The 18,485-nt window shown below is 72.8% G+C and carries 15 protein-coding genes; 7 read left to right on the top strand and 8 right to left on the bottom strand.

Annotated elements, in window-relative coordinates; translation table 11 throughout:
• Window positions 1-6: 6 nt before the first annotated feature.
• Window positions 7-1,086, bottom strand: a complete 1,080-nt coding sequence (locus ACIO9J_RS30890; RefSeq protein WP_402006885.1) for a Zn-dependent alcohol dehydrogenase — start codon at window positions 1,084-1,086, stop codon at window positions 7-9.
• A gap of 51 nt (window positions 1,087-1,137) precedes the next feature.
• On the bottom strand, window positions 1,138-2,526 hold the full coding sequence (locus tag ACIO9J_RS30885) for an aldehyde dehydrogenase family protein (protein ID WP_402006882.1): 1,389 nt from the start codon (window positions 2,524-2,526) through the stop codon (window positions 1,138-1,140).
• A gap of 880 nt (window positions 2,527-3,406) precedes the next feature.
• Here ACIO9J_RS30885 and ACIO9J_RS30880 point away from each other — a divergent pair.
• On the top strand, window positions 3,407-4,624 hold the full coding sequence (locus ACIO9J_RS30880) for a S8 family peptidase (protein WP_402006879.1): 1,218 nt from the start codon (window positions 3,407-3,409) through the stop codon (window positions 4,622-4,624).
• Here ACIO9J_RS30880 and ACIO9J_RS30875 read toward each other — a convergent pair.
• From ACIO9J_RS30875 to ACIO9J_RS30860, 4 genes are all read right to left on the bottom strand, one after another.
• Window positions 4,608-5,861 (bottom strand): MFS transporter, encoded by a 1,254-nt coding sequence (locus ACIO9J_RS30875; protein ID WP_402006876.1) that lies wholly within the window; start codon window positions 5,859-5,861, stop codon window positions 4,608-4,610. The two genes, ACIO9J_RS30880 and ACIO9J_RS30875, sit on opposite strands and share 17 nt — an antisense overlap.
• Window positions 5,861-7,306 (bottom strand): CitMHS family transporter, encoded by a 1,446-nt coding sequence (locus ACIO9J_RS30870; RefSeq protein WP_402006873.1) that lies wholly within the window; start codon window positions 7,304-7,306, stop codon window positions 5,861-5,863. Before ACIO9J_RS30870 ends, ACIO9J_RS30875 begins: the two co-directional genes overlap by 1 nt.
• Before the next feature lie 121 nt (window positions 7,307-7,427).
• Window positions 7,428-9,668, bottom strand: coding sequence for a molybdopterin-dependent oxidoreductase (locus ACIO9J_RS30865; protein WP_402006870.1), 2,241 nt, complete (start codon window positions 9,666-9,668; stop codon window positions 7,428-7,430).
• Window positions 9,669-9,858: 190 nt separating this feature from the next.
• Window positions 9,859-10,500: a TetR/AcrR family transcriptional regulator gene (locus ACIO9J_RS30860; protein ID WP_402006867.1), complete on the bottom strand. Its 642-nt coding sequence runs from the start codon at window positions 10,498-10,500 to the stop codon at window positions 9,859-9,861.
• A gap of 100 nt (window positions 10,501-10,600) precedes the next feature.
• On the opposite strand from ACIO9J_RS30860, the gene hmgA reads away from it, so the two are divergent.
• Genes hmgA through ACIO9J_RS30845 form a run of 3 tightly spaced genes read left to right on the top strand, consistent with a single transcriptional unit; the run spans window position 10,601 to window position 13,970 of the window.
• Window positions 10,601-11,926 (top strand): homogentisate 1,2-dioxygenase, encoded by a 1,326-nt coding sequence (hmgA, locus tag ACIO9J_RS30855; protein WP_402006864.1) that lies wholly within the window; start codon window positions 10,601-10,603, stop codon window positions 11,924-11,926.
• A gap of 54 nt (window positions 11,927-11,980) precedes the next feature.
• A complete protein-coding gene (locus ACIO9J_RS30850; RefSeq protein WP_402006861.1) occupies window positions 11,981-12,730 on the top strand; it encodes a GntR family transcriptional regulator in 750 nt (249 codons plus the stop codon).
• A 25-nt stretch (window positions 12,731-12,755) separates the two neighbouring features.
• Window positions 12,756-13,970, top strand: a complete 1,215-nt coding sequence (locus tag ACIO9J_RS30845; RefSeq protein ID WP_402006858.1) for a type ISP restriction/modification enzyme — start codon at window positions 12,756-12,758, stop codon at window positions 13,968-13,970.
• 2 nt (window positions 13,971-13,972) lie between these two features.
• On the opposite strand, the gene ACIO9J_RS30840 is transcribed toward ACIO9J_RS30845, so the two are convergent.
• Window positions 13,973-14,740: an MFS transporter gene (locus tag ACIO9J_RS30840; protein WP_402006855.1), complete on the bottom strand. Its 768-nt coding sequence runs from the start codon at window positions 14,738-14,740 to the stop codon at window positions 13,973-13,975.
• 46 nt (window positions 14,741-14,786) lie between these two features.
• Here ACIO9J_RS30840 and ACIO9J_RS30835 point away from each other — a divergent pair, with 46 nt between their 5' ends.
• Window positions 14,787-15,620 (top strand): LuxR C-terminal-related transcriptional regulator, encoded by an 834-nt coding sequence (locus ACIO9J_RS30835; protein ID WP_402006852.1) that lies wholly within the window; start codon window positions 14,787-14,789, stop codon window positions 15,618-15,620.
• Window positions 15,621-15,639: 19 nt separating this feature from the next.
• Here the strand turns inward: ACIO9J_RS30835 and ACIO9J_RS30830 are convergent, their stop codons facing one another.
• On the bottom strand, window positions 15,640-16,368 hold the full coding sequence (locus ACIO9J_RS30830; protein WP_402006850.1) for a TetR/AcrR family transcriptional regulator: 729 nt from the start codon (window positions 16,366-16,368) through the stop codon (window positions 15,640-15,642).
• Window positions 16,369-16,431: 63 nt separating this feature from the next.
• Between ACIO9J_RS30830 and ACIO9J_RS30825 the strand changes: the two genes are divergently transcribed.
• Together ACIO9J_RS30825 and ACIO9J_RS30820 are read left to right on the top strand one after the other, a co-directional pair.
• Window positions 16,432-17,364, top strand: coding sequence for an ATP-binding cassette domain-containing protein (locus ACIO9J_RS30825; RefSeq protein ID WP_402006847.1), 933 nt, complete (start codon window positions 16,432-16,434; stop codon window positions 17,362-17,364).
• Between the two features lie 91 nt (window positions 17,365-17,455).
• Window positions 17,456-18,208 carry an ABC transporter permease gene (locus ACIO9J_RS30820; RefSeq protein ID WP_402007676.1) on the top strand — a complete coding sequence of 251 codons (753 nt, stop codon included), beginning with the start codon at window positions 17,456-17,458 and terminating at the stop codon, window positions 18,206-18,208.
• Window positions 18,209-18,485 lie beyond the last annotated feature (277 nt).

The following is an 18,485-nucleotide window of genomic DNA, read 5'->3' as shown; positions in this document are numbered from 1 at the left end:
TACGGCTCAGAACATCACAAGCGCCCGGCCCCCCTTGCCCGCGATCATGTTGTCGAAGGCCGCGGGAATGTCGTCGAGGCCGATCCGGTCGGTCACCAGGGCGCCGAGGTCCAGGCGGCCCGCCCGGACGTGTTCGGCAAGGAGCGGCAGGTCCACGGCCGGGTCGCAGTTGCCGTACACACAGCCCGCGAGGGTCCTGCCCCAGTGGAAGATCTCCAGGGCGTTGAAGGTGACCTGCTGGTCCTTGCCGCCGATGCCGACCACCGTGGTGCGGCCGCCGCGCCGGGTGGACTCCCAGGCCGTGCGGATGGTCGCCGCGCGGCCCACGCACTCCACGGCCACGTCGACGCCGTGGCCGCCGGTGAGTTTCCGGACGTCGCGGGCGGTCGTCTCCGAGGCCACCACGTAGTCCGTGGCGCCCGCCGAGCGGGCCAACTCCTCCTTCGCCGGGGAGACGTCGACCGCGACGATCCGCCCCGCGCCCGCGATCCTGGCCGCCTGGAGCGTGGCCAGGCCCACTCCGCCGACGCCGTACACCGCGACCGTCTCGCCCGCGCGGACCCGCGCCGCGTGGTGCACGGCGCCGTACCCGGTCAGGACGGCGCAGCCGAGCAGGGCCGCGTCGGCGAGCGGGACGCCGTCCGGCACCGGCAGGACGCAGCGCGCCGCGACCACCGTCTCCTCGGCGAACGCGGCGACGTTCAGGCCCGGGTGGAGGTCCGTGCCGTCCGCGCGCCTGGCGTAGACGTCGGCGGCGCCCGCGAGCGCGTTGGCGCAGAGCCACACCTCGCCGAGCCCGCAGGCGTGACAACTGCCGCAGGACGGCGCCCAGTTCAGTACGACGCCGTCGCCCGGCGCGACATGCGTGACGCCCTCGCCGACGGAGACCACCGTGCCCGCGCCCTCGTGGCCGAGCACGGCGGGCACCGGGACGCGCATCGTGCCGTTGGTCAGGGACAGGTCGGAGTGGCAGACGCCGGCGGCGGCCAGGCGCACCCTGACCTGCCCCGGGCCCGGTTCCGGCAGGTCGATCTCGGCGATCTCCAGGGGGGATCCGACGGCGGGGATGACGGCGGCGCGAACCATGATGCGGGGAACTCCCTTACGGCTGGGGTGACATGGCCTGGAGGTGCTCGGCTAGAACTGGAGGGACTTGGTCTGGAGGTACTCGGCGAGGCCGTGCGCGCCGAGCTCGCGGCCGACGCCCGACTGCTTGTAGCCGCCGAACGGCGCCAGGGGGTTGAAGCCGCCGCCGTTGATGTCGACCTGGCCGGTGTCCATGCGGCGGGCGAACGCGATCGCCTCCGCGTCGTCGGCCGCCCACACCGCACCCGCGAGGCCGTACACGGTGCCGTTGGCGATACGCAGGGCGTCGTCCTCGTCCGCGTAGCGGATCAGGGAGATCACCGGGCCGAAGATCTCCTCCTGGGCGATGGTCATCTCCGGGGTGACGTCGGCGAAAACCGTCGGCTGGACGTAATAGCCGCGCTCCTGGAGCGATTCGGGACCGCCCGCGACGATCCTCGCGCCCTCCTCGACGCCCTTCTCGATGTAACCGCGCACGCGCGCCTGCTGCTTGGCGTTGACCACGGGGCCGATGCGGGGGCCGTACTTGGCGGCGGCCGTCGTCGCGAGCTCCACCGCCTCGTCGTACTGGTCGGTGTGGACCAGTATGCGGGTCCAGGCGCTGCACGTCTGGCCGGAGTTGGACATCACGTTCGCGACGCCGACGTTGACCGCCTTGGCGAGGTCGGCGCTCGGCAGGATGACGTTGGCCGACTTGCCGCCGAGCTCCAGGGCGACGCGCTTGACGGCCGCGCCCGCGGTGGCGCCGATCTGCTTGCCGACCGCCGTCGAGCCGGTGAAGGAGACCAGGTCGACGCCCTCGTGCTCGGCGAGCGCCTGGCCCGCGACCGGGCCGAGCCCCGTGACGAGGTTGAAGACGCCCGCGGGGATGCCCGCCTCGTGCGTCGCCTCGGCGAAGAGCTGCGCGGTGAGCGGGGTGTCCTCGGCGGGCTTCAGGACCACGGTGCAGCCCGCGGCGAGCGCGGGGGCGACCTTGTTGACGATCTGGTGGAGGGGGTAGTTCCAGGGCGTGATCGCGCCGACCACGCCGACGGGCTCCAGGTAGACGGTGGAGTTGCCGACGCGCTCCTCGAAGGCGTACGTGGCGGCGAGCTCGGCGTACGACCCGGAGACGAGGATCGGCACGCCCGCGTGCACCGCCTCGGAGAAGGCGAGCGGGGCGCCGAGTTCCGCCGTGACGGTCTCGGCGATCTCGCGCTTGCGGGCCACGAGCCGGTCGCGCAGGGCGCCGATCAGCGCGGCGCGTTCGGCGGGCGGGGTCGCGGACCAGGACGGGAGGGCGGTGCGGGCGGCGCGTACGGCGGCGTCGATGTCCTGGGCGTCGCCCGCGGGGACCTCGCCGATGGGCTGTTCGTCGGCGGGGTTCAGGACGGTGAGGGTGCCGGTGCCGGTGGCGGGGCGCCAGGTGCCGTCGATGTACATCCCGTCGTGGGCCTTCATCGCAATCCTCCAGGTGCGGGGGTGTCTTTCGGGCTCCAAACTAGCGTTGATAGTTTTTCGGCACCAGGGGCTTTGCCCTTCGGGGGGCTGGGGGTGGCTTGTCCGCGAGGTTCGGGTGGGGTGGGTCTGTGCGGATGTCTGGCGTGTGCCTTGCGGGGTGCCTTGCGGGGTGCCTTGCGGGGTGCCTTGCGGGGTGCCTCGCGCCCCTGATCCCGGGGCCCTGCCGCCGCCCCGCGCGCGCCACCCTCATTCACGTGCGCCCCGCCGGTAGTTCGGCCGCCGGTCCGTCGTGGTGTTCGCGCAGTTCCCCGCGCCCCCAGGATCCCGGGGTTCTGCCACCGCCCGGCGCGCGCCACCCGCAATCACGTGCGCCCCGCCAGTAGTTCGACTGCCGGTCCGCCGTGGTGCTCGCGCGGTTCCCCGCGCCCCTAGGATCTCGGGACCCCTGCCCACCACCCCGCGCGCGCCACCCGCAATCAGCTGCGTCCCGCCGGTAGTTCGGCCGCCGGTCCGTCGTGGTGTTCGCGCAGTTCCCCGCGCCCCTGATCTCGGGACCCCTGCCCACCACCCCGCGCGCGCCACCCGCAATCAGCTGCGTCCCGGCGGGAGTTCAGCCCGGCGGGGCACCGCGGCCGAGTGCCCCGTTCCCCGCGCCCCCCTAGGGGCGCCCCGCATTTGGTGTGAATTCAACCCTTGTTGTGTGACGGCCGCATGACAAGTGGTCAACTCTCTTGATCTGTCTCCATGGAGCCGCCACGCTACTGAACGCGACGGGAGCGGCAGTGGCCGCTCCCATCTGTGTGTGCGATCCACGCACGCACCCCCCACAGTCGCGACGCCCGACCCCGGGCGCGCCGCCTATGAGGAGGACTCCCTCGTAATGGCCATGCTCCGCAGCAAGAAGACTGTGATCGCCGCGGCGATCTCGACCGTCACCGCCGCCATGATCGGTTCGGTCGCCGCACTGCCCGCCCACGCCTCCGCCCCCGCCGAAGGCACCGTGATCGCCGCAGGCTCCGCCGACGCGGTCAAGGGCAGCTATCTCGTGACGCTGAAGGACGGCTCGGGCCTGAAGGCCGCCACGAGCCAGGGCAAGGACCTCATAGCCGAGTACGGCGGCTCGGTGAAGAAGACGTACAAGTCCGCCCTGAACGGCTTCGCCGCCGGTGGCCTCACCGCGAAGGAGGCGAGGAGACTCGCCGCCGACCCCGCGGTCGCCTCCGTCGAGCAGGACCAGAGACTCCACGCCACCGCGACGCAGTCCAACGCCCCCTGGGGCCTGGACCGCATCGACCAGGCGAAGCTCCCGCTCTCCGGCACCTACACCTACCCGGACAGCGCGGGCGGCGGCGTCACCGCGTACGTGATCGACACCGGCGTGCGGATCACGCACACCGAGATCAGCGGCCGCGCGGTCAACGGGTACGACGCCGTGGACGGCGACAACACCGCCCAGGACGGCAACGGCCACGGCACGCACGTCGCCACGACCATCGCCGGCAAGACCTACGGCGTGGCCAAGAAGGCCAAGATCGTTGCGGTCCGCGTGCTCGACAACAACGGCTCGGGGACAACTGCCGGTGTCGTCGCGGGCATTGACTGGGTGACCAACAACCACGCGGCGGGCGCCCCGGCCGTGGCCAACATGTCGCTCGGCGGCGGCGCCTCCACCACGCTCGACAACGCGGTGAAGAAGTCCATCGCCGACGGCGTCACCTACGCGGTCGCGGCGGGCAACGAGAACACCAACGCCGGCAACTCCTCCCCCGCCCGGGTCCCCGCGGCCATCACGGTCGGCGCGACCAGCAACACCGACGCCAGGGCCAGCTTCTCCAACTACGGCTCGATCCTGGACATCTTCGCGCCCGGCGTGAACATCAAGGCGGGCTGGAACACGAGCGACACCGCCACCAACACCATCTCGGGTACGTCGATGGCCACTCCGCACGTCGCGGGCGCCGCCGCCGTCTACCTGGCGGGCCACACCTCGGCCACCCCGGCCCAGGTCTCCACCGCACTCGTGAACGGCGCCACGCCGAACGTCGTGACCAGCCCCGGTTCGGGCTCCCCGAACAAGCTGCTCAAGATCGTTCAGTAGCCCTTCCCGTACGGCTCGTACGACTCGTACGGTTCGCACTACTTGTCCCCCGAGGGCCGCTGACGCCCTCGGGGGGCTTGCGCGCGCCGAGACCGGCCGCGATCAGGAGCAGTCCGCCCAGCATCACGAACGGCGCGGCCACGCCCGCCACTCCGGCGATCAGGCCCGCGGAGGCGGGAGCCGCGACCTGGCCGAGGCGGTTGCCCGTCAGGCGCAGCGCGAGGGCCGTGGAGCGGGCGGCGGGCGGTGCGGCCCTGACGACCGTCGTCATCGACAGCGGCTGGCCGACGCCCAGGCAGAAGCCGAGCAGGACCAGCATCACGCCGAGCGCCCAGACCGGCACCGGCAGCGCGATGCCCGCGCACAGGAGCGCGGCGAGCACACAGGTCACCACGATCAGGACAGCGCGGCCGAGCAGGTTGATCAGCGGGGTCATCACCAGCCGGCAGGCGATGGTCGCCGCCGCCCGCAGCGAGAGCAGCAGCCCGACCGTGGCGGGCGCGATGCCCCGGTGCTCGCCGACCACGGGCAGGTACGCCGTGAGGATGTCCGTCGCCGAGAGCACCGCGAGGCTGATGAAGATGCCCGCGGGCACTCCCCTGGTGCGCAGGATGCCGAGCACGGGCACCCGCTCGGCACGCTCGCGCGCGGGCCCCTGGCGGACGTGCTCGATGCGCCACAGCGAGCTGAGGGAGACCGCCGCGACCCCGGCCGAGACGAGCAGCGCGAGCGCGCTGGTGCGGGCCATGTCGGCGCCGATCAGGGCGCCCGCCGCCATCGGCCCGACGAGCTGGCCGAGGGAGGCGCCGATGGTGAAGTGGCCGAAGTCGCGGTCCTGTTCGGCGGGCGCGGACTGCCGGGCCACGATCGACTGGGCGCCGATCACGAAGCAGAGGTGGCCGAGGCCCATCACCCCGCTCCAGGCGGCCATCGCGGCGAGGGACCCGGCGGTGCCGCTCAGCGCGCAGCCGCCGGAGATCAGGACGACGCCGACGGGCAGCAGGGGCGCGCACCGCCCGTGGTCGGTCCTGCGGCCGAGCGGTACGGCGGCGAAGAGCGGCAGCAGCGCGTACACGCCCGCGATGACGCCGATCGCCCGCTCGTCGGCGCCAAGGGCGAGGGCCCGGTAGGAGACGGCGGGCCGCGCCATCGACACCGCCGCCTGCGCGAAGCTGAAGGCGATGACGAGACGGAGCAGCCAGCCCCTGCCACCGGGCTTGGGTGTCGCGTCGGGCATCAGATGATGCCGAAGAGGATTCCGGCGCCGAGCACCACGAGCGAGGTGAGCACCGCCCATTTGACGGTGAACTTGGTGTGGTCGCCGAACTCGACCTTGGCCATGCCGACCAGGACGTAGACGGCGGGCACCAGCGGGCTCGACATGTGCAGGGCCTGCCCGGCGATGGAGGCGCGGGCGATCTCCAGGGTGCCGACGCCGTGCGCCTGGCCCGCCTCGGCGAGGACCGGCAGGACGCCGAAGTAGAAGCCGTCGTTGGACATGAAGTAGGTGAGCGGGATGGAGAGCAGGCCCGTCACCAGGCCCATCTGCGAGCCCATGCCCTCCGGGATCGCGTCGACCAGCCAGTCGGCCATGTGGTCGACCATGCCGGTGCCCTGGAGGACGCCGGTGAAGACGGCGGCGGCGAAGACCATGCCGGTGACGTTGAGGACGTTCTCCGCGTGGGCGGCGATCCGGGCCTTCTGGTCGGGCATGTGCGGGAAGTTGACCGTGAGGGCGAGCGCGGCGCCGAGCAGGAACAGCACCGGGATCGGCAGCCACTCCATGATCATGGCGGTGAGCAGCAGGACGGTGAGGCCCGCGTTGAACCAGTAGAGCTTGGGGCGCAGCGTCGCGCGGTTCGGGTCGAGCCCTTGGAAGCCGTCGTCGTCCGCATCCGCGGCGTCGGCGTCCGTGGCGTCGGCGTCGGCGTCGGTGCCCGCTCCCCCGGCGGATCCGGTCGGCTTCTTCGTGAGCTTCGTACGGTCGGCGCCGTCGCCGCCCGCGCCCACCAGGACCGTCTCCTCGGCCGTCGCCGTCTCCTCGGTCAGGACGTCGTCGAGCGAGAGGACACCGAGCCGCTTGCGCTCGCGCAGGCCCAGGGCGTACGAGAGGAGGAAGACCGCGACCAGGCCCATGGCGAGCGCCGGGATCATCGGGACGAAGATGTCGGACGCGTCGACCTTCAGGGCGGTCGCGGCACGGGCCGTCGGGCCGCCCCAGGGCAGGGTGTTCATGACGCCGTTGGCGGTGGCGGCGACGCCCGTCATCACGACGAGGCTCATCTTGAGGCGCTTGTACAGCGGGTACATCGCCGAGACCGTGATCATGAAGGTGGTCGAGCCGTCGCCGTCGAGCGAGACGATCGCGGCGAGCACGGCGGTGCCGACCACGATGCGCACCGGGTCCGCCTTGCAGAAGCGCAGGATGCCCCGGACGATCGGGTCGAAGAGGCCGACGTCGATCATGACGCCGAAGTACACGATGGCGAACATGAGCATGGCCGCCGTCGGCGCCAGATTGCCGACGCCTTCGAGGACGTAGTCCCCGAGATGGGCTCCCTTCCCGACGAACACGCAGAAGAGCGCGGGGATCAGCACCAGTGCCGCGATCGGCGACATCTTCTTCATCATGATCAGCACCAGGAAGGTGGCGATCATGACGAATCCGAGGATTGTCAGCATGGGGGCTACCTAACGTTCACCATCGAACTGCCACCAGGTCTGGCGGTCCGGATGACGTTAGGACCCGCTCGGAAGCGTTAACAAGATGTTGACGCGCGAGCAATAAGCGCAAAACTCCAGGTCAACGAGGTATGGCCGGCTCCAGGGCGGTGACCTGCACGGCGAAGCCGTTGAGCACCGCGTTCCCGGAGAGCGGGTCGATGAGGGTGCCGTCGAGGAGCTGGTTGACGTTGACGCCGGGCTCCTCGGCGGCGACGGCGAGCCGGGTGCCCGGCCGGTCGTGGCCCCAGCCGTGCGGCAGGCTCACCACACCGGGGCGCACCACGTCCGTCACCTCCACCGGCACGTCGAGCTCCCCTCCGGCGGCGGCCACGCGCGCGTGCCCCCCGTCGGCGAGACCGGCGCGGGCCGCGTCGTCGGGGTGGATGTGCAGGGTGCAGCGGTTGGAGCCGCCCACCAGGGTGCGGACGTTGTGCATCCAGCTGTTGTTGGAGCGCAGATGGCGCCGGCCCACCAGGACGAGCGCGGCGGGCGCCTCGGTGATCGCGCGGGCGAGGCGGGGCAGCTCGGCCGCGAGCGGTGCGGGCAGCAGCTCGACGCGGCCGCTGCGGGTCCTGAGCACCTCGGGGATGCGCGGGCCGAGCGGGCCGAGGTCGATGCCGTGCGGGTGCGCGAGGAGCCGCTCCAGGGTCAGCCCTGCCGGCCGGGCGCCGAACCCGTCGCCGTAGGGCCCGAGGCGCAGCATCATGTCGAGCCGCCGCTCGGGGCCGTTCTCGCCGGTCAGGAGCCCGGCTAGCTCCTCGGGGTCCCGGCCGTACGCCGCCGAGTGCGGCTGCGCGACGGCCTTGCGGAGGGTGTTGTCGACGACCATCGTGTCGACCGCCGCCGGATCGGCTCCGTGCATACCGCTGATCGCGAGGACCAGCCGGGCGAGGATCTCGGTCTCCGCCATGCGCCCCTCCTCCAGGGGGATCGCGGCGCGGGTGTAGCGGACCTGGTTGCGTACGGCGAATCCGTTGAAGGCGAAGTCGTGGTGGGCGCTCTGCGCGGGCGGGGGCGGCGGGAGCACCACGTCCGCGTGGCGTGACGTCTCGTTGAGGTAGGGGTCGACGCTCACCATGAAGTCGAGGGATTCCAGGGCCCGGTCGAGGCGGTCGCCATCGGGCGCGGACAGGACGGGGTTGGCGGCGATGGCGACGAGGGCGCGCACCGCGCCTTCGCCCGGTGTGTCGATCTCCTCGGCGAGCGCGGCGAGCGGCAGCTCGCCCTTGGCCTCCGGGTGGCCGCTCACCCTGCTGCGCCAGCGCCCGAGCGCGAAGCCCTTGCCGGGGCCCGCGGGGCGGGGCGGCTGTGCGGTGGCGGCGAGCGGGAAGAGCGCGCCGCCCGGCCTGTCCAGGTTCCCGGTCAGGACGTTCAGTACGTCGACGAGCCAGCTGGTGAGGGTGCCGAAGGCGACGGTGCTCGCGCCGACCCTGCCGTAGACGGCGGCGGTGGGCGCCGCCGCCAGTTCGTGGGCGAGGTCGCGGATGGTGGCGGCGGGCACGTCACAGGCGGCCGCGACGGCCTCGGGAGTGAACTCGGCGACGGCGTCCCGGAGTTCGTCCACACCTTGCACCTGTCCTTCCAGCGCGCCGAGGTCGGTCAGCTTGTCCTCGAAGAGCACCTGGGTCAGCGCAGCGAGCAGCAGCGCGTCCGTGCCGGGGCGGATCGCCACGTGCCGGTCGGCGAGCGCGGCGGTGCGGGTGCGGCGCGGGTCGACGACGGTGAGGCTGCCGCCGCGCGCCCGCAGCGCCTTGAGCCTGCCGGGGAAGTCGGGGGCCGTGCACAGGCTCCCGTTGGACTCCAGGGGGTTGGCGCCGAGGAGCAGCAGATGGCCGGTGCGGTCCAGGTCGGGCACCGGGATGGCGAGGGCGTCGCCGAAGAGCAGTCCGCTGGAGACGTGCTTGGGCATCTGGTCGACGGTGCTCGCGGTGAAGAGGTTGCGGGTGCCGAGGGCGCCGAGCAGGACCGGCGGGTAGAGGGCGCCGGCCATGGTGTGGACGTTCGGATTGCCGAGGACGACGCCGACGGCGTTCGGCCCGTGCTCCTCGATCAGCGGCCGCAGCCGGGCCGCGACGACGTCGAACGCCTCGTCCCAGCCCACCTCCTGGAGCCGCCCGTCCTTGCGCACGAGGGGCGCCCGCAGCCGGTCGGGGTCGGCGTCGGCCTCGCCGAAGGAGGCGCCCTTGGGGCAGATGAAGCCACGGCTGAACACGTCGTCCCGGTCGCCGCGCGCACCGGTCACCCGGGAGCCTTCGACGGTGAGCGTGAGCCCGCAGGTGGCTTCGCAGAGCGGGCAGATGCGCAGGGCGGTACGGGGCATGAGCCCTCCCCGGGGCGTGGGCGTGCGGACACGTCGGGCGTGCGCACACATGAGACGTGCGGACACGTCGGGTGTGCGGACACGTGAGACGTGCGAACGCTCCGAGCATACCGACCGGTACGCATGGAGGGGAGCCCCCGTTTGGAGAGGAGCGCCCCCGTATGGAGGGGAGCCCCCGCGGCCGCCCGCCCTACCCCGCCTCCCCCAGCCGGTGCGTCAGATACGCGTGCACCAGCTCCCGCGCCTCCACGATCAGCGCGGCATCGCCCGACGGGTCCGTACGGAAGGCGAGTTGGAGCACCGAGTCGACCGCCTCGACGGCGACCACGACGGTGCGGCGCAGGGCGGCGTCGAGGGGGCGGTCGAGGTGGGCGGCGAGGAGTCGGCCGACGCGGTCGGCGACGTCCAGGTTGGCGTCGGGCATCGCGTCGGGCGCGGAGGGGATGCCGAAGTCGACGAGGCCGAAGCCGGGGACCGAGCGCTTCATGGCGAGGTACTCGTCGAAGGCGATGTCGATGGCACCGCGCCAGTCACCGGGGGTGACGTCGGCCATCCGGGCCCCCACCCGTTCCCCGTAGCGGTCGAGGTTGCGGTGGGCGAGGGCGTCCGCCATGGCGCGCTTGTTGCCGAAGAAGCGGTAGACGGAGCCGATCGGGACGTCGGCGCGCAGCGCCACGGCGCGGGTGCTGAGGCCCTCGTAACCGACCTCGTCGAGAAGGGCGGCGCAGGCGTCGAGGATGCGGGCCAGGCGTTCGGCGCTGCGCTGCTGCACGGGGGTGCGGCGCAGGGTGCCCGGCGGGCGGGGCTCCTCGGGCGGGTTCGGGTGGGACATTCCGGGAGAGTAGAGCACCGCTCATGTTCCTGGCTCCCTCTTGCGGAAGGAAAAGCTGAATCCTACGGTGTTCCATAGGAATCATGACAAGGGAGCGACGATGAGCGGGGACCACGCAAGCGACGCCCGGAAGGCCGCCGAAGGGCTGTCCTATCTCTCCGGCTTCGGCAACGAACACAGCTCGGAGGCCGTGCGCGGCGCACTGCCGCACGGCCGCAACTCCCCCCAGCGCGCCCCCCTCGGGCTCTACGCGGAGCAGCTGAGCGGCTCCGCGTTCACCGAGCCACGGGCACACAACCGCCGCTCGTGGCTGTACCGCATCCGCCCCTCGGCGGCGCACCCGAAGTTCACCCGCGTGGACAGCGGGGCCCTGCGCACGGCGCCCTTCACCGAATCGGTGCCCGACCCCAACCGGCTGCGCTGGAACCCGCTCCCCGAGCCCGCGCCCGGCACGGACTTCCTCGCGGGCCTGTGGACGCTCGGCGGCAACGGCGACGCGACACAGCGCACCGGCATGGGAATCCACCTCTACCACGCCAACTCCTCGATGCGGGACCGGGTGTTCAGCGACGCGGACGGCGAACTGCTGATCGTGCCCGAGCAGGGCGGACTGCTCCTGCGCACCGAGTTCGGCCTGCTGCACGCCGAGCCCGGCGAGGTCGCGCTGATCCCGCGCGGCGTCCGCTTCCGCGTGGAGCTGCTCGACGCGAGCGCGCGCGGTTACGTCTGCGAGAACTACGGCGCGCCCTTCCAGCTCCCCGACCTCGGCCCGATCGGCGCCAACGGCCTGGCCAACGCGCGGGACTTCAGAGCGCCCGTCGCCGCGTACGAGGACGTCGAGGGCCCGGTCGACGTGGTCAACAAGTTCTGCGGCAACCTGTGGCACGCGACGTACGACCACTCCCCGCTCGACGTCGTCGCCTGGCACGGCAACCACGTTCCGTACGTCTACGACCTGCACCGCTTCAACGTGATCGGGTCGATCAGCTACGACCACCCGGACCCGTCGATCTTCACGGTCCTCACCTCGCCCTCGGACACCCCGGGCCTCGCGGGCGTCGACTTCGTCGTCTTCGCGCCGCGCTGGCTGGTCGGCGAGGACACCTTCCGGCCGCCGTACTTCCACCGGAACGTGATGAGCGAGTACATGGGCCTGATCGAGGGCGCCTACGACGCCAAGGCGGAGGGCTTCGTGCCGGGCGGCGGCTCGCTGCACAACATGATGTCGGCGCACGGACCCGACCGCGAGACCTTCGAGAAGGCGTCGGCCGCCGAGCTGAAGCCGCAGAAGATCGACGACGGTCTCGCCTTCATGTTCGAGACCCGCTGGCCGGTGACGGCGACCGGGCAGGCGGCCCAGGCGTCCCATCTGCAGCGCGGATACGACGACGTGTGGCAGGGTCTGGAGCGCCACTTCCGCAGCTGACGGCGCTGTCCGCCCGGACGGCGGCGCCCCGCACGCGACTGATTCGGAGAGACCGTGACCGCCTTCGCCCCGGACTCGATCGTGCTGAATCGGAAGCTGCCGCTCTGGTACCAGGTGTCGCAGTCGCTGCGCGCCTCGATACTCGGCCGCACCCCCGAGGCCCCGCTCCGGCTGCCCACCGAGGAGCAGCTGGCGGGGCACTACGGGGTGAGCGTGCTGACCATGCGCCAGGCGCTCAAGGAGCTGGAGGACGAGGGCCTCATCTCCCGGCACCGGCGGCGCGGCACGTTCATCGAGCCCAGCGCCCAGCGCGGCTCCCCCGTCCGGCTGCTCGGCTCGGTCGACGCGATCGTGGCCCAGCAGTCGGGCATGAGCACCAAGCTCCTTGACCACGGCACGGCGCCCGTCCCCGCCGAACTCGCCGAGCACTTCCCCGACTCGGCCGAGGTGGCGACGTACCACCGGCTGCGCGGCGACGAGCTGTCCGGCGAACCCACCAACCACGCCCGCAACTACATCCGCCCCGAACTGGCCGACCGCATCGACCCGGACGACCTCGTGCGCTGGCCGATGACGAAGGTCCTGCGGGACGTGGTGGGCGTCACGATCGGCCGGATCACCGACACCGTCGAGGCCACCCTCGCCGACCCGGAGACCGCCCGCCTCCTCCAAGTGCCGCTGCTCAGCCCGATCCTGCACTACACCGGCATCACGTACGACGAGGACGGGCGGGCCCTGGACGTGGCCCGCATCCACTACCGCGGCGACCGCTTCTCCTTCACCGTCACGCTCGACGCGACGTGACGCCCGCCCGTCGGTACGTCGTACGATGCCGGGCGTGACGCACGACGAAGCGCCGCTGCTCGGTGACCTCATGCCGTGGTCCGTCGCACCGCTCCGGCCGGGCCGGGGGTGGCCGATGGGCCCCGACGCCGCATCCCTGAAGGCCCGCTGGGACGCCTTCGTCCGCGCGGACGCCCCGGAGCGGGCCCGGCTGCTCGCCCCCTCACGCGCGCGCACCCTGCACACCACGGTGGCCCAGCTGCCCGGCCACCCCGGCGGCACGGGCCCGCTGGCCGCCGAGTCGGGCCGCTGCCCGGAGCCGGTGCGCGTGCTGCACGGCCCCTTCGACGAACAGTGGCTGATCCCCGACCACCGCCTCATCGACGCGGCACGGCCCGAGCTGTGGCGGGTCGCGGGCGAGGGCCAGCTGTACCTCGTGGAGCAGGGCCAGGTCGCGGGGTCGGCGGGACCCGCCGTGCTCGCCTCCGCCGTCCTGCCCGACGGCCGCTCCCCCGCAGGGCGCCCCGGCCGGATCAGGCCCCTGTTCCGGCGTCCCGGCGGCCTTGAACCGAACGTGGCACCGGGGTTGCTGGCACACCTCTCCACCGTGCTCGGGCACGGGGTCGACGCCGGGGACCTGCTCGCCTGGACGCTGGCCGCCGCGCGGGGGTCCGCCTCGGGGTGCCGCGTTCCGCTGACCTGCGACGCGCGGGTGTGGGCGCGCGGCACGGAGCTCGGCCACCGGCTGCTGCGGCTCCAGGCCCGCGGCGACGGCGACCGGCCGAAGCTCCCCGGCGGCCGGCGGCCCTACGTACGGGCGCCGCTGCCCGCGCGGCCCGTCGAGCTCGGCTACGACGCGGACGAGGAGGCCTTGTGCCTGGACGCGGGGCGGATCTCGCCGGTGCCGCGCGGGGCATGGGAGTTCGAGGTGAGCGGGGTGCGGGTGCTCGATCTCTGGTTCCAGCGGCGGGCGGCGCCCGCCGGGGCCGAGGAGCACGGCGCGCTGGAGGCGATCCGCCCCGCGTCCTGGCCGCAGAGCTGGACGTCCGAACTCCTCGAACTGATCACCGTACTGGCCCTCCTGGAGGAACTGGAGCCGTCCAGGGCGGAGTTGGCGGACGCCCTCGACGAAGGACAGCCGATCGGCGCCGACGAGCTGAGCGCGGCGGGCATCCTGCCGGTGCCCCGGGCGGCACGCCGCCCCGCGTCCGTCCTCGACCACCACGAGGAGGGCCCCGGCGGCCAGTTCGCCCTCATCTGACGTCACCTGACGTCTTCGGCCCCGGCCGCGCGCCTGCCGCGACCCGCCGCCAGGAGCGCGAGGATCCCGGTCACCTGGAGCACGACGAGCACCACCACCCCGGTGCGGAAGCCCGTGGCTCCCCCGCCGCCGAGGCCGTGGGCGAGCGCCGCGATCGCGGGGCCGACCGTGAAGCCGAGGGTGCGCGCGGTGTTGCCGACCCCGCCGCTCGTGCCGAGCATGTCGGGTGGTGCCGCGGCCATGATCGACGCGTTCACCGGCGTACCGAACAGCGACTGCCCCACGCCGGTCACGGCGAGCCGCAAGCCGATGTCGAGGAGCCCGGCGTCAGGCCCGAGGGTCAGCATGCTCAGCAGCCCCGCGACGACCAGGAGGAGTCCGCCCGCCCCGAGGAGGTTGCCGGGCAGCCGGTCCGCGAGACGGCCGCTGACCGGTGAGCAGACGGCGACGGCGCCGATGAAGAAGACCATCGCGAGGCCGGTCGTGGCGGCGCCCCTGTCCAGGACGTCGGCGACGTAGAACGGCAGCAGGAAGTAGGACAGGCCCACGAAGGTGCCGGTCACCAGGAGCGCGAGCATCGGAAACCCGATCGCCCCACGCCGCAGCAGCCCGATCACCGGGCGCGCCGAGCGCAGCCGCGCCCACCACGCCCCGAGCGCGACGCCCACCGCGGCGAACAGCGCGGCAACCACCGGCTGATCGGCCTCGATCCGGTCGAAGGCCAGCAGCAGCCCGGTCACCGCGCCGCCGAGCACCAGACCGTCGCCCACCAGCGAACGGTCGGGTCTGGTGAGGCCGCGCGGCCCGGCCGACGGAATGAAGCGCGCCCATCTCGCGGCGCTCGACGGCGACGAGGAGCGCTGCCGCGACCTCGCGGGCCGGGGCAGCGACCCGCGCCAGGTGCTGCCGGGCCAGGTGTGGGGCGCGCTGGCCGTCGGCCTCCTGGAGCTGGGCCACGGCAGGTACGAGGCGGCGCGGCGCGTGTACGAGGACGTCGCGGCGAGCCCTTCGGGCCACACGATCGCCGTCCTGTACGGCGTCCCTGACCGGGTCGAGGCCGCCGTGCGGACCGGAAGAGCCGACTCCGTGCGGGAGTCGGCGGCCGGGTTCGACTCGTGGGCCGGGCACACGGGCGCGGCCTGGGCGCGTGCGCTCGCCGCACGGTGCCGTGCGCTGCTCGCCCCCGAGCCGGCCGCGGGCGCACTGTACGAGGAGGCGCTCGCCCTGCACGCCGACGACGGCCGGCCCTTCGAACGAGCCCGCACCGAGCTGCTGTTCGGGGAGTGGCTGCGCCGCGCGGGCCGCAGGAGCGAGGCCCGTACGCCGCTGCGTGCCGCCCTGGACACCTTCGAGCTCCTGGCGGCCGCGCCGTGGGCCGAGCGGACCCGCGCCGAACTGCGGGCCACCGGTGAGAGCCGGGCCCGGCGCGGCGGCGAACGGGCGCCCCTGGAACAGCTCACCCCGCAGGAGCGCCAGGTGGTGCGGCTCGCGGCGACGGGCCTGACCAACCGGGACATCGGCGCCCGGCTCTTCCTCTCGCCGCGCACCGTCGGCTACCACCTGTACAACGCCTATCCGAAGCTCGGCGTGGCCTCGCGCGGCGAGCTGGCCGCGCTGGACTTCCGCGACGAGCGGGAGGACGCGGCCTGAGCCCCGCGGGGCGGGCCGCTCAGGCGGCGGGCCCGGCGGGGGCGAAGGAGTCGAGGAGCCGGTTCATCATCCGGTCGAAGATCTCGTCCGCGCTGCCGGGCGCGGGGCCCTGCGCGAACGCGGCGGCGAGCCGCGGATACGCCCCACCGCCGACCTGGTCCGCGAGGTAGGCGACCCGGACGGCCTGCTCCTGCTCCGCCGACCAGGGCAGCGACCTGGCGCGCTCCGCCATGGCGAGTTCGCCGCTCACGTACGTCATGACCGAGCCGTTGACCATGCCGATCAGTTCCATCTTGGTGCCGTAGGGGGCGTCGAGCCCTTCGAGCACGCCCAGGCAGTGCTCGAGGAACCGCAGGGCGTTCGGGCTGCATCCGTAGAGCGTCGACATGATCCGCGCCAGCCAGGGGTGGCGGCGCATCAGATCGCGCGTCTGCCGGGCGAGCGCGAGGATCTCCGCCCGCCAGTCGGCGGCGCCGGGACCCGCGGGCAGCTCGTAGTCGGCGCTCACCGCGTCGACCATCAGCTCGTACAGATCCTCCTTGCGCGGCACGTAGTTGTAGAGCGACATCGTGCCGCAGCCAAGATCGCCCGCCACGCGCCGCATGGAGACCGCGTCGATGCCGTCGGCGTCGGCGATGCGCACGGCGGCCGCCGCGATGTCCGCCCTGCTGTACGCGGGTTTGGGGCCGCGGCCCGCGCGCTCGGGGCGCGCCCAGATCACTTCGGGAGTGGCCGCTCGGCCCGCCATGGATCATCACCTCGCCCACCATGTTAGTTACGTACAGCGTACGTAGTGGGGTACGGTTCCACCATGACTTCTACGTACGCTGTACTTAGTGAAGGTCTGGAGAAGCGCTACGGCTCCGGCGATTCCGCCGTACGGGCCCTGCGCGGCCTGGATCTCGCCATCGCCGAGGGCACCGTCTGCGGGCTCCTCGGGCCCAACGGCGCGGGCAAGACGACCGCCGTGCGCATGCTCACCACCCTCCAGACGCCGGACGCGGGCACGGCGCGGGTCGCGGGCTACGACGTGCTGCGCGAACCGGAGGCCGTACGCCGCCACATCGGCGTCACCGGGCAGTACGCGTCGGTCGACGGCGACCTGACGGGCCGGGAGAACCTCCGGCTCTTCGCCAAGCTGCTGCGGGCGCCGCGCACGCGCGCCGACGAGCTCCTGGAGGAGTTCGGCCTCGGCGACGCCGCGGGGCGGCCCGCGCGGACGTACTCGGGCGGCATGCGGCGCCGCCTGGACCTCGCGGCGAGCCTCCTCGTCCGGCCCCGGGTGCTCTTCCTCGACGAGCCGACCACCGGCCTCGACCCGCACAGCAGGAACGACATCTGGGACGCCGTGCGCAAGCTGGCGAGCGAGGGCACGACCGTGCTGCTCACCACGCAGTACCTGGAGGAGGCCGATCAACTCGCCGACGACATCGTGCTGATCGACGAGGGACGGGCCGCCCACCGGGGAACGCCCGCGGAGCTCAAGGCGCAGATCGGGAGCTATGCGGAGGTGGTCGTGGCGGAGGACTCGGCGCTGCCCGCGGCCGCGGTCGTGCTGGATCAGCTGACCGGCGCGGAACCGGTTCTCCGTGCGGAGGAGCGGACTGTGGGGGTGCTTTCGGTCGACTCCTCGGTGACGTTGCCCCGGCTCGTCCGGGAACTGGACGCGGCGGGTGTGCCCCTCGTCGACGTCAGCCTGCGGGCCCCGACTCTCGATGACGTTTTTCTGCGGCTCGTCTCGTGATCAGCGCGCCGCTTCGCGGCGAATCATTCCCGCCCAACACTCCCACCCGAAAGGCTTACCAGTGAGTGACGTCCTCCACGACAGCGGAGCCATGTTCGGCCGGCACTTGCAGCGCTTCAAGCACGCGCCCGCGATTCCGGTCATGACCCAGACGATGTCCATCGTCTTCCTGCTCTTCTTCGGCTACGTCTTCGGCAGCGCGCTGGCGATGCCCGGCTCCGACTACCGCTCGTTCCTCGTGCCCGGCATGCTCGTGGCGACCGCCGCCAACGGCATCATGACCGGGATGTTCACGGCCGCCCAGGACTCCCACCGCGGCGTGATGGACCGGCTGCGGACCCTGCCGATCAGCCGGTCCGCCGTGCCGGTCGGGCAGGCGCTCGCCGATCTGCTGACGACCGCCGTGGGACTCGTGCCGCTGATGCTCGTGGGACTCGCGATGGGCTGGCGGATCGAGGGCGGCCCGCTCGAAGCGCTCGGCGCGTTCGGGCTGCTGCTGCTCTTCCGGTTCACCTGCACCTGGATCGGCATCCTGCTCGGGCTCGTCTCGCAGAGCGAGGAGGCGGCGGGGCAACTGGGCGGCGCGACCTTCATGCTGCCGCTGCTCTCGAACGCCTACCTGCCCGTCGACGGGCTGCCGGGCTGGCTGCGCACCGTCGCCGAGTGGAATCCGATCAGCGCGTTCGCCACGGCGGTACGGGATCTGTTCGGCAACGCGCCCGTACCGGCCGATGCCGCATGGCCGGTGGCGCATCCCGTGGCGGGTTCGCTCGCCTGGGCACTGGTACTGCTCGCGCTCTGCGTGCCGCTCGCGGTCCGTCGTTACACGCGTGGGGAGCGGTGAGCGCGGTGGGGAAGGCCGCGGTACCGGACCCTTGGTGTGCGCGGAGCGCGAGGAGCGCCGCGCGCCGTGACAACACCAACAGGCGCGCACGGCACGGGTGTTACGGGGGCGGGTGAAAAGAACACACTGGTGGTGAGGGTTCGGGTGGGTGGGATGGGAGCCGGGCGCCCCCGGGCGGCGGGTGAGTAACCCCACACCACCCCCCGGCTAGCGACCACCCCCCCAAAACCACCCACCCAACCCGCGCAGCCGCGCGAACAGCGAGACACCCCACACA

The organism is Streptomyces sp. NPDC087300, from assembly GCF_044744425.1.
In the GTDB taxonomy this organism is placed as follows: Bacteria; Actinomycetota; Actinomycetes; order Streptomycetales; family Streptomycetaceae; genus Streptomyces.
The sequence above is the reverse complement of the archived record's forward strand: the minus strand, read 5'-3'. Positions and strand labels throughout refer to the sequence as shown.

Coding starts and splice junctions, on each gene's coding strand:
- ACIO9J_RS30890 (WP_402006885.1), bottom strand. CDS start 1,086: ATGGTTCGCGCCGCCGTCATCCCCGCCGTCGGATCCCCCCTGGAGATC.
- ACIO9J_RS30885 (WP_402006882.1), bottom strand. CDS start 2,526: ATGAAGGCCCACGACGGGATGTACATCGACGGCACCTGGCGCCCCGCC.
- ACIO9J_RS30880 (WP_402006879.1), top strand. CDS start 3,407: ATGGCCATGCTCCGCAGCAAGAAGACTGTGATCGCCGCGGCGATCTCG.
- ACIO9J_RS30875 (WP_402006876.1), bottom strand. CDS start 5,861: ATGCCCGACGCGACACCCAAGCCCGGTGGCAGGGGCTGGCTGCTCCGT.
- ACIO9J_RS30870 (WP_402006873.1), bottom strand. CDS start 7,306: ATGCTGACAATCCTCGGATTCGTCATGATCGCCACCTTCCTGGTGCTG.
- ACIO9J_RS30865 (WP_402006870.1), bottom strand. CDS start 9,668: ATGCCCCGTACCGCCCTGCGCATCTGCCCGCTCTGCGAAGCCACCTGC.
- ACIO9J_RS30860 (WP_402006867.1), bottom strand. CDS start 10,500: ATGTCCCACCCGAACCCGCCCGAGGAGCCCCGCCCGCCGGGCACCCTG.
- hmgA (WP_402006864.1), top strand. CDS start 10,601: ATGAGCGGGGACCACGCAAGCGACGCCCGGAAGGCCGCCGAAGGGCTG.
- ACIO9J_RS30845 (WP_402006858.1), top strand. CDS start 12,756: ATGCCGGGCGTGACGCACGACGAAGCGCCGCTGCTCGGTGACCTCATG.
- ACIO9J_RS30835 (WP_402006852.1), top strand. CDS start 14,787: ATGAAGCGCGCCCATCTCGCGGCGCTCGACGGCGACGAGGAGCGCTGC.
- ACIO9J_RS30830 (WP_402006850.1), bottom strand. CDS start 16,368: ATGGCGGGCCGAGCGGCCACTCCCGAAGTGATCTGGGCGCGCCCCGAG.
- ACIO9J_RS30825 (WP_402006847.1), top strand. CDS start 16,432: ATGACTTCTACGTACGCTGTACTTAGTGAAGGTCTGGAGAAGCGCTAC.
- ACIO9J_RS30820 (WP_402007676.1), top strand. CDS start 17,456: ATGTTCGGCCGGCACTTGCAGCGCTTCAAGCACGCGCCCGCGATTCCG.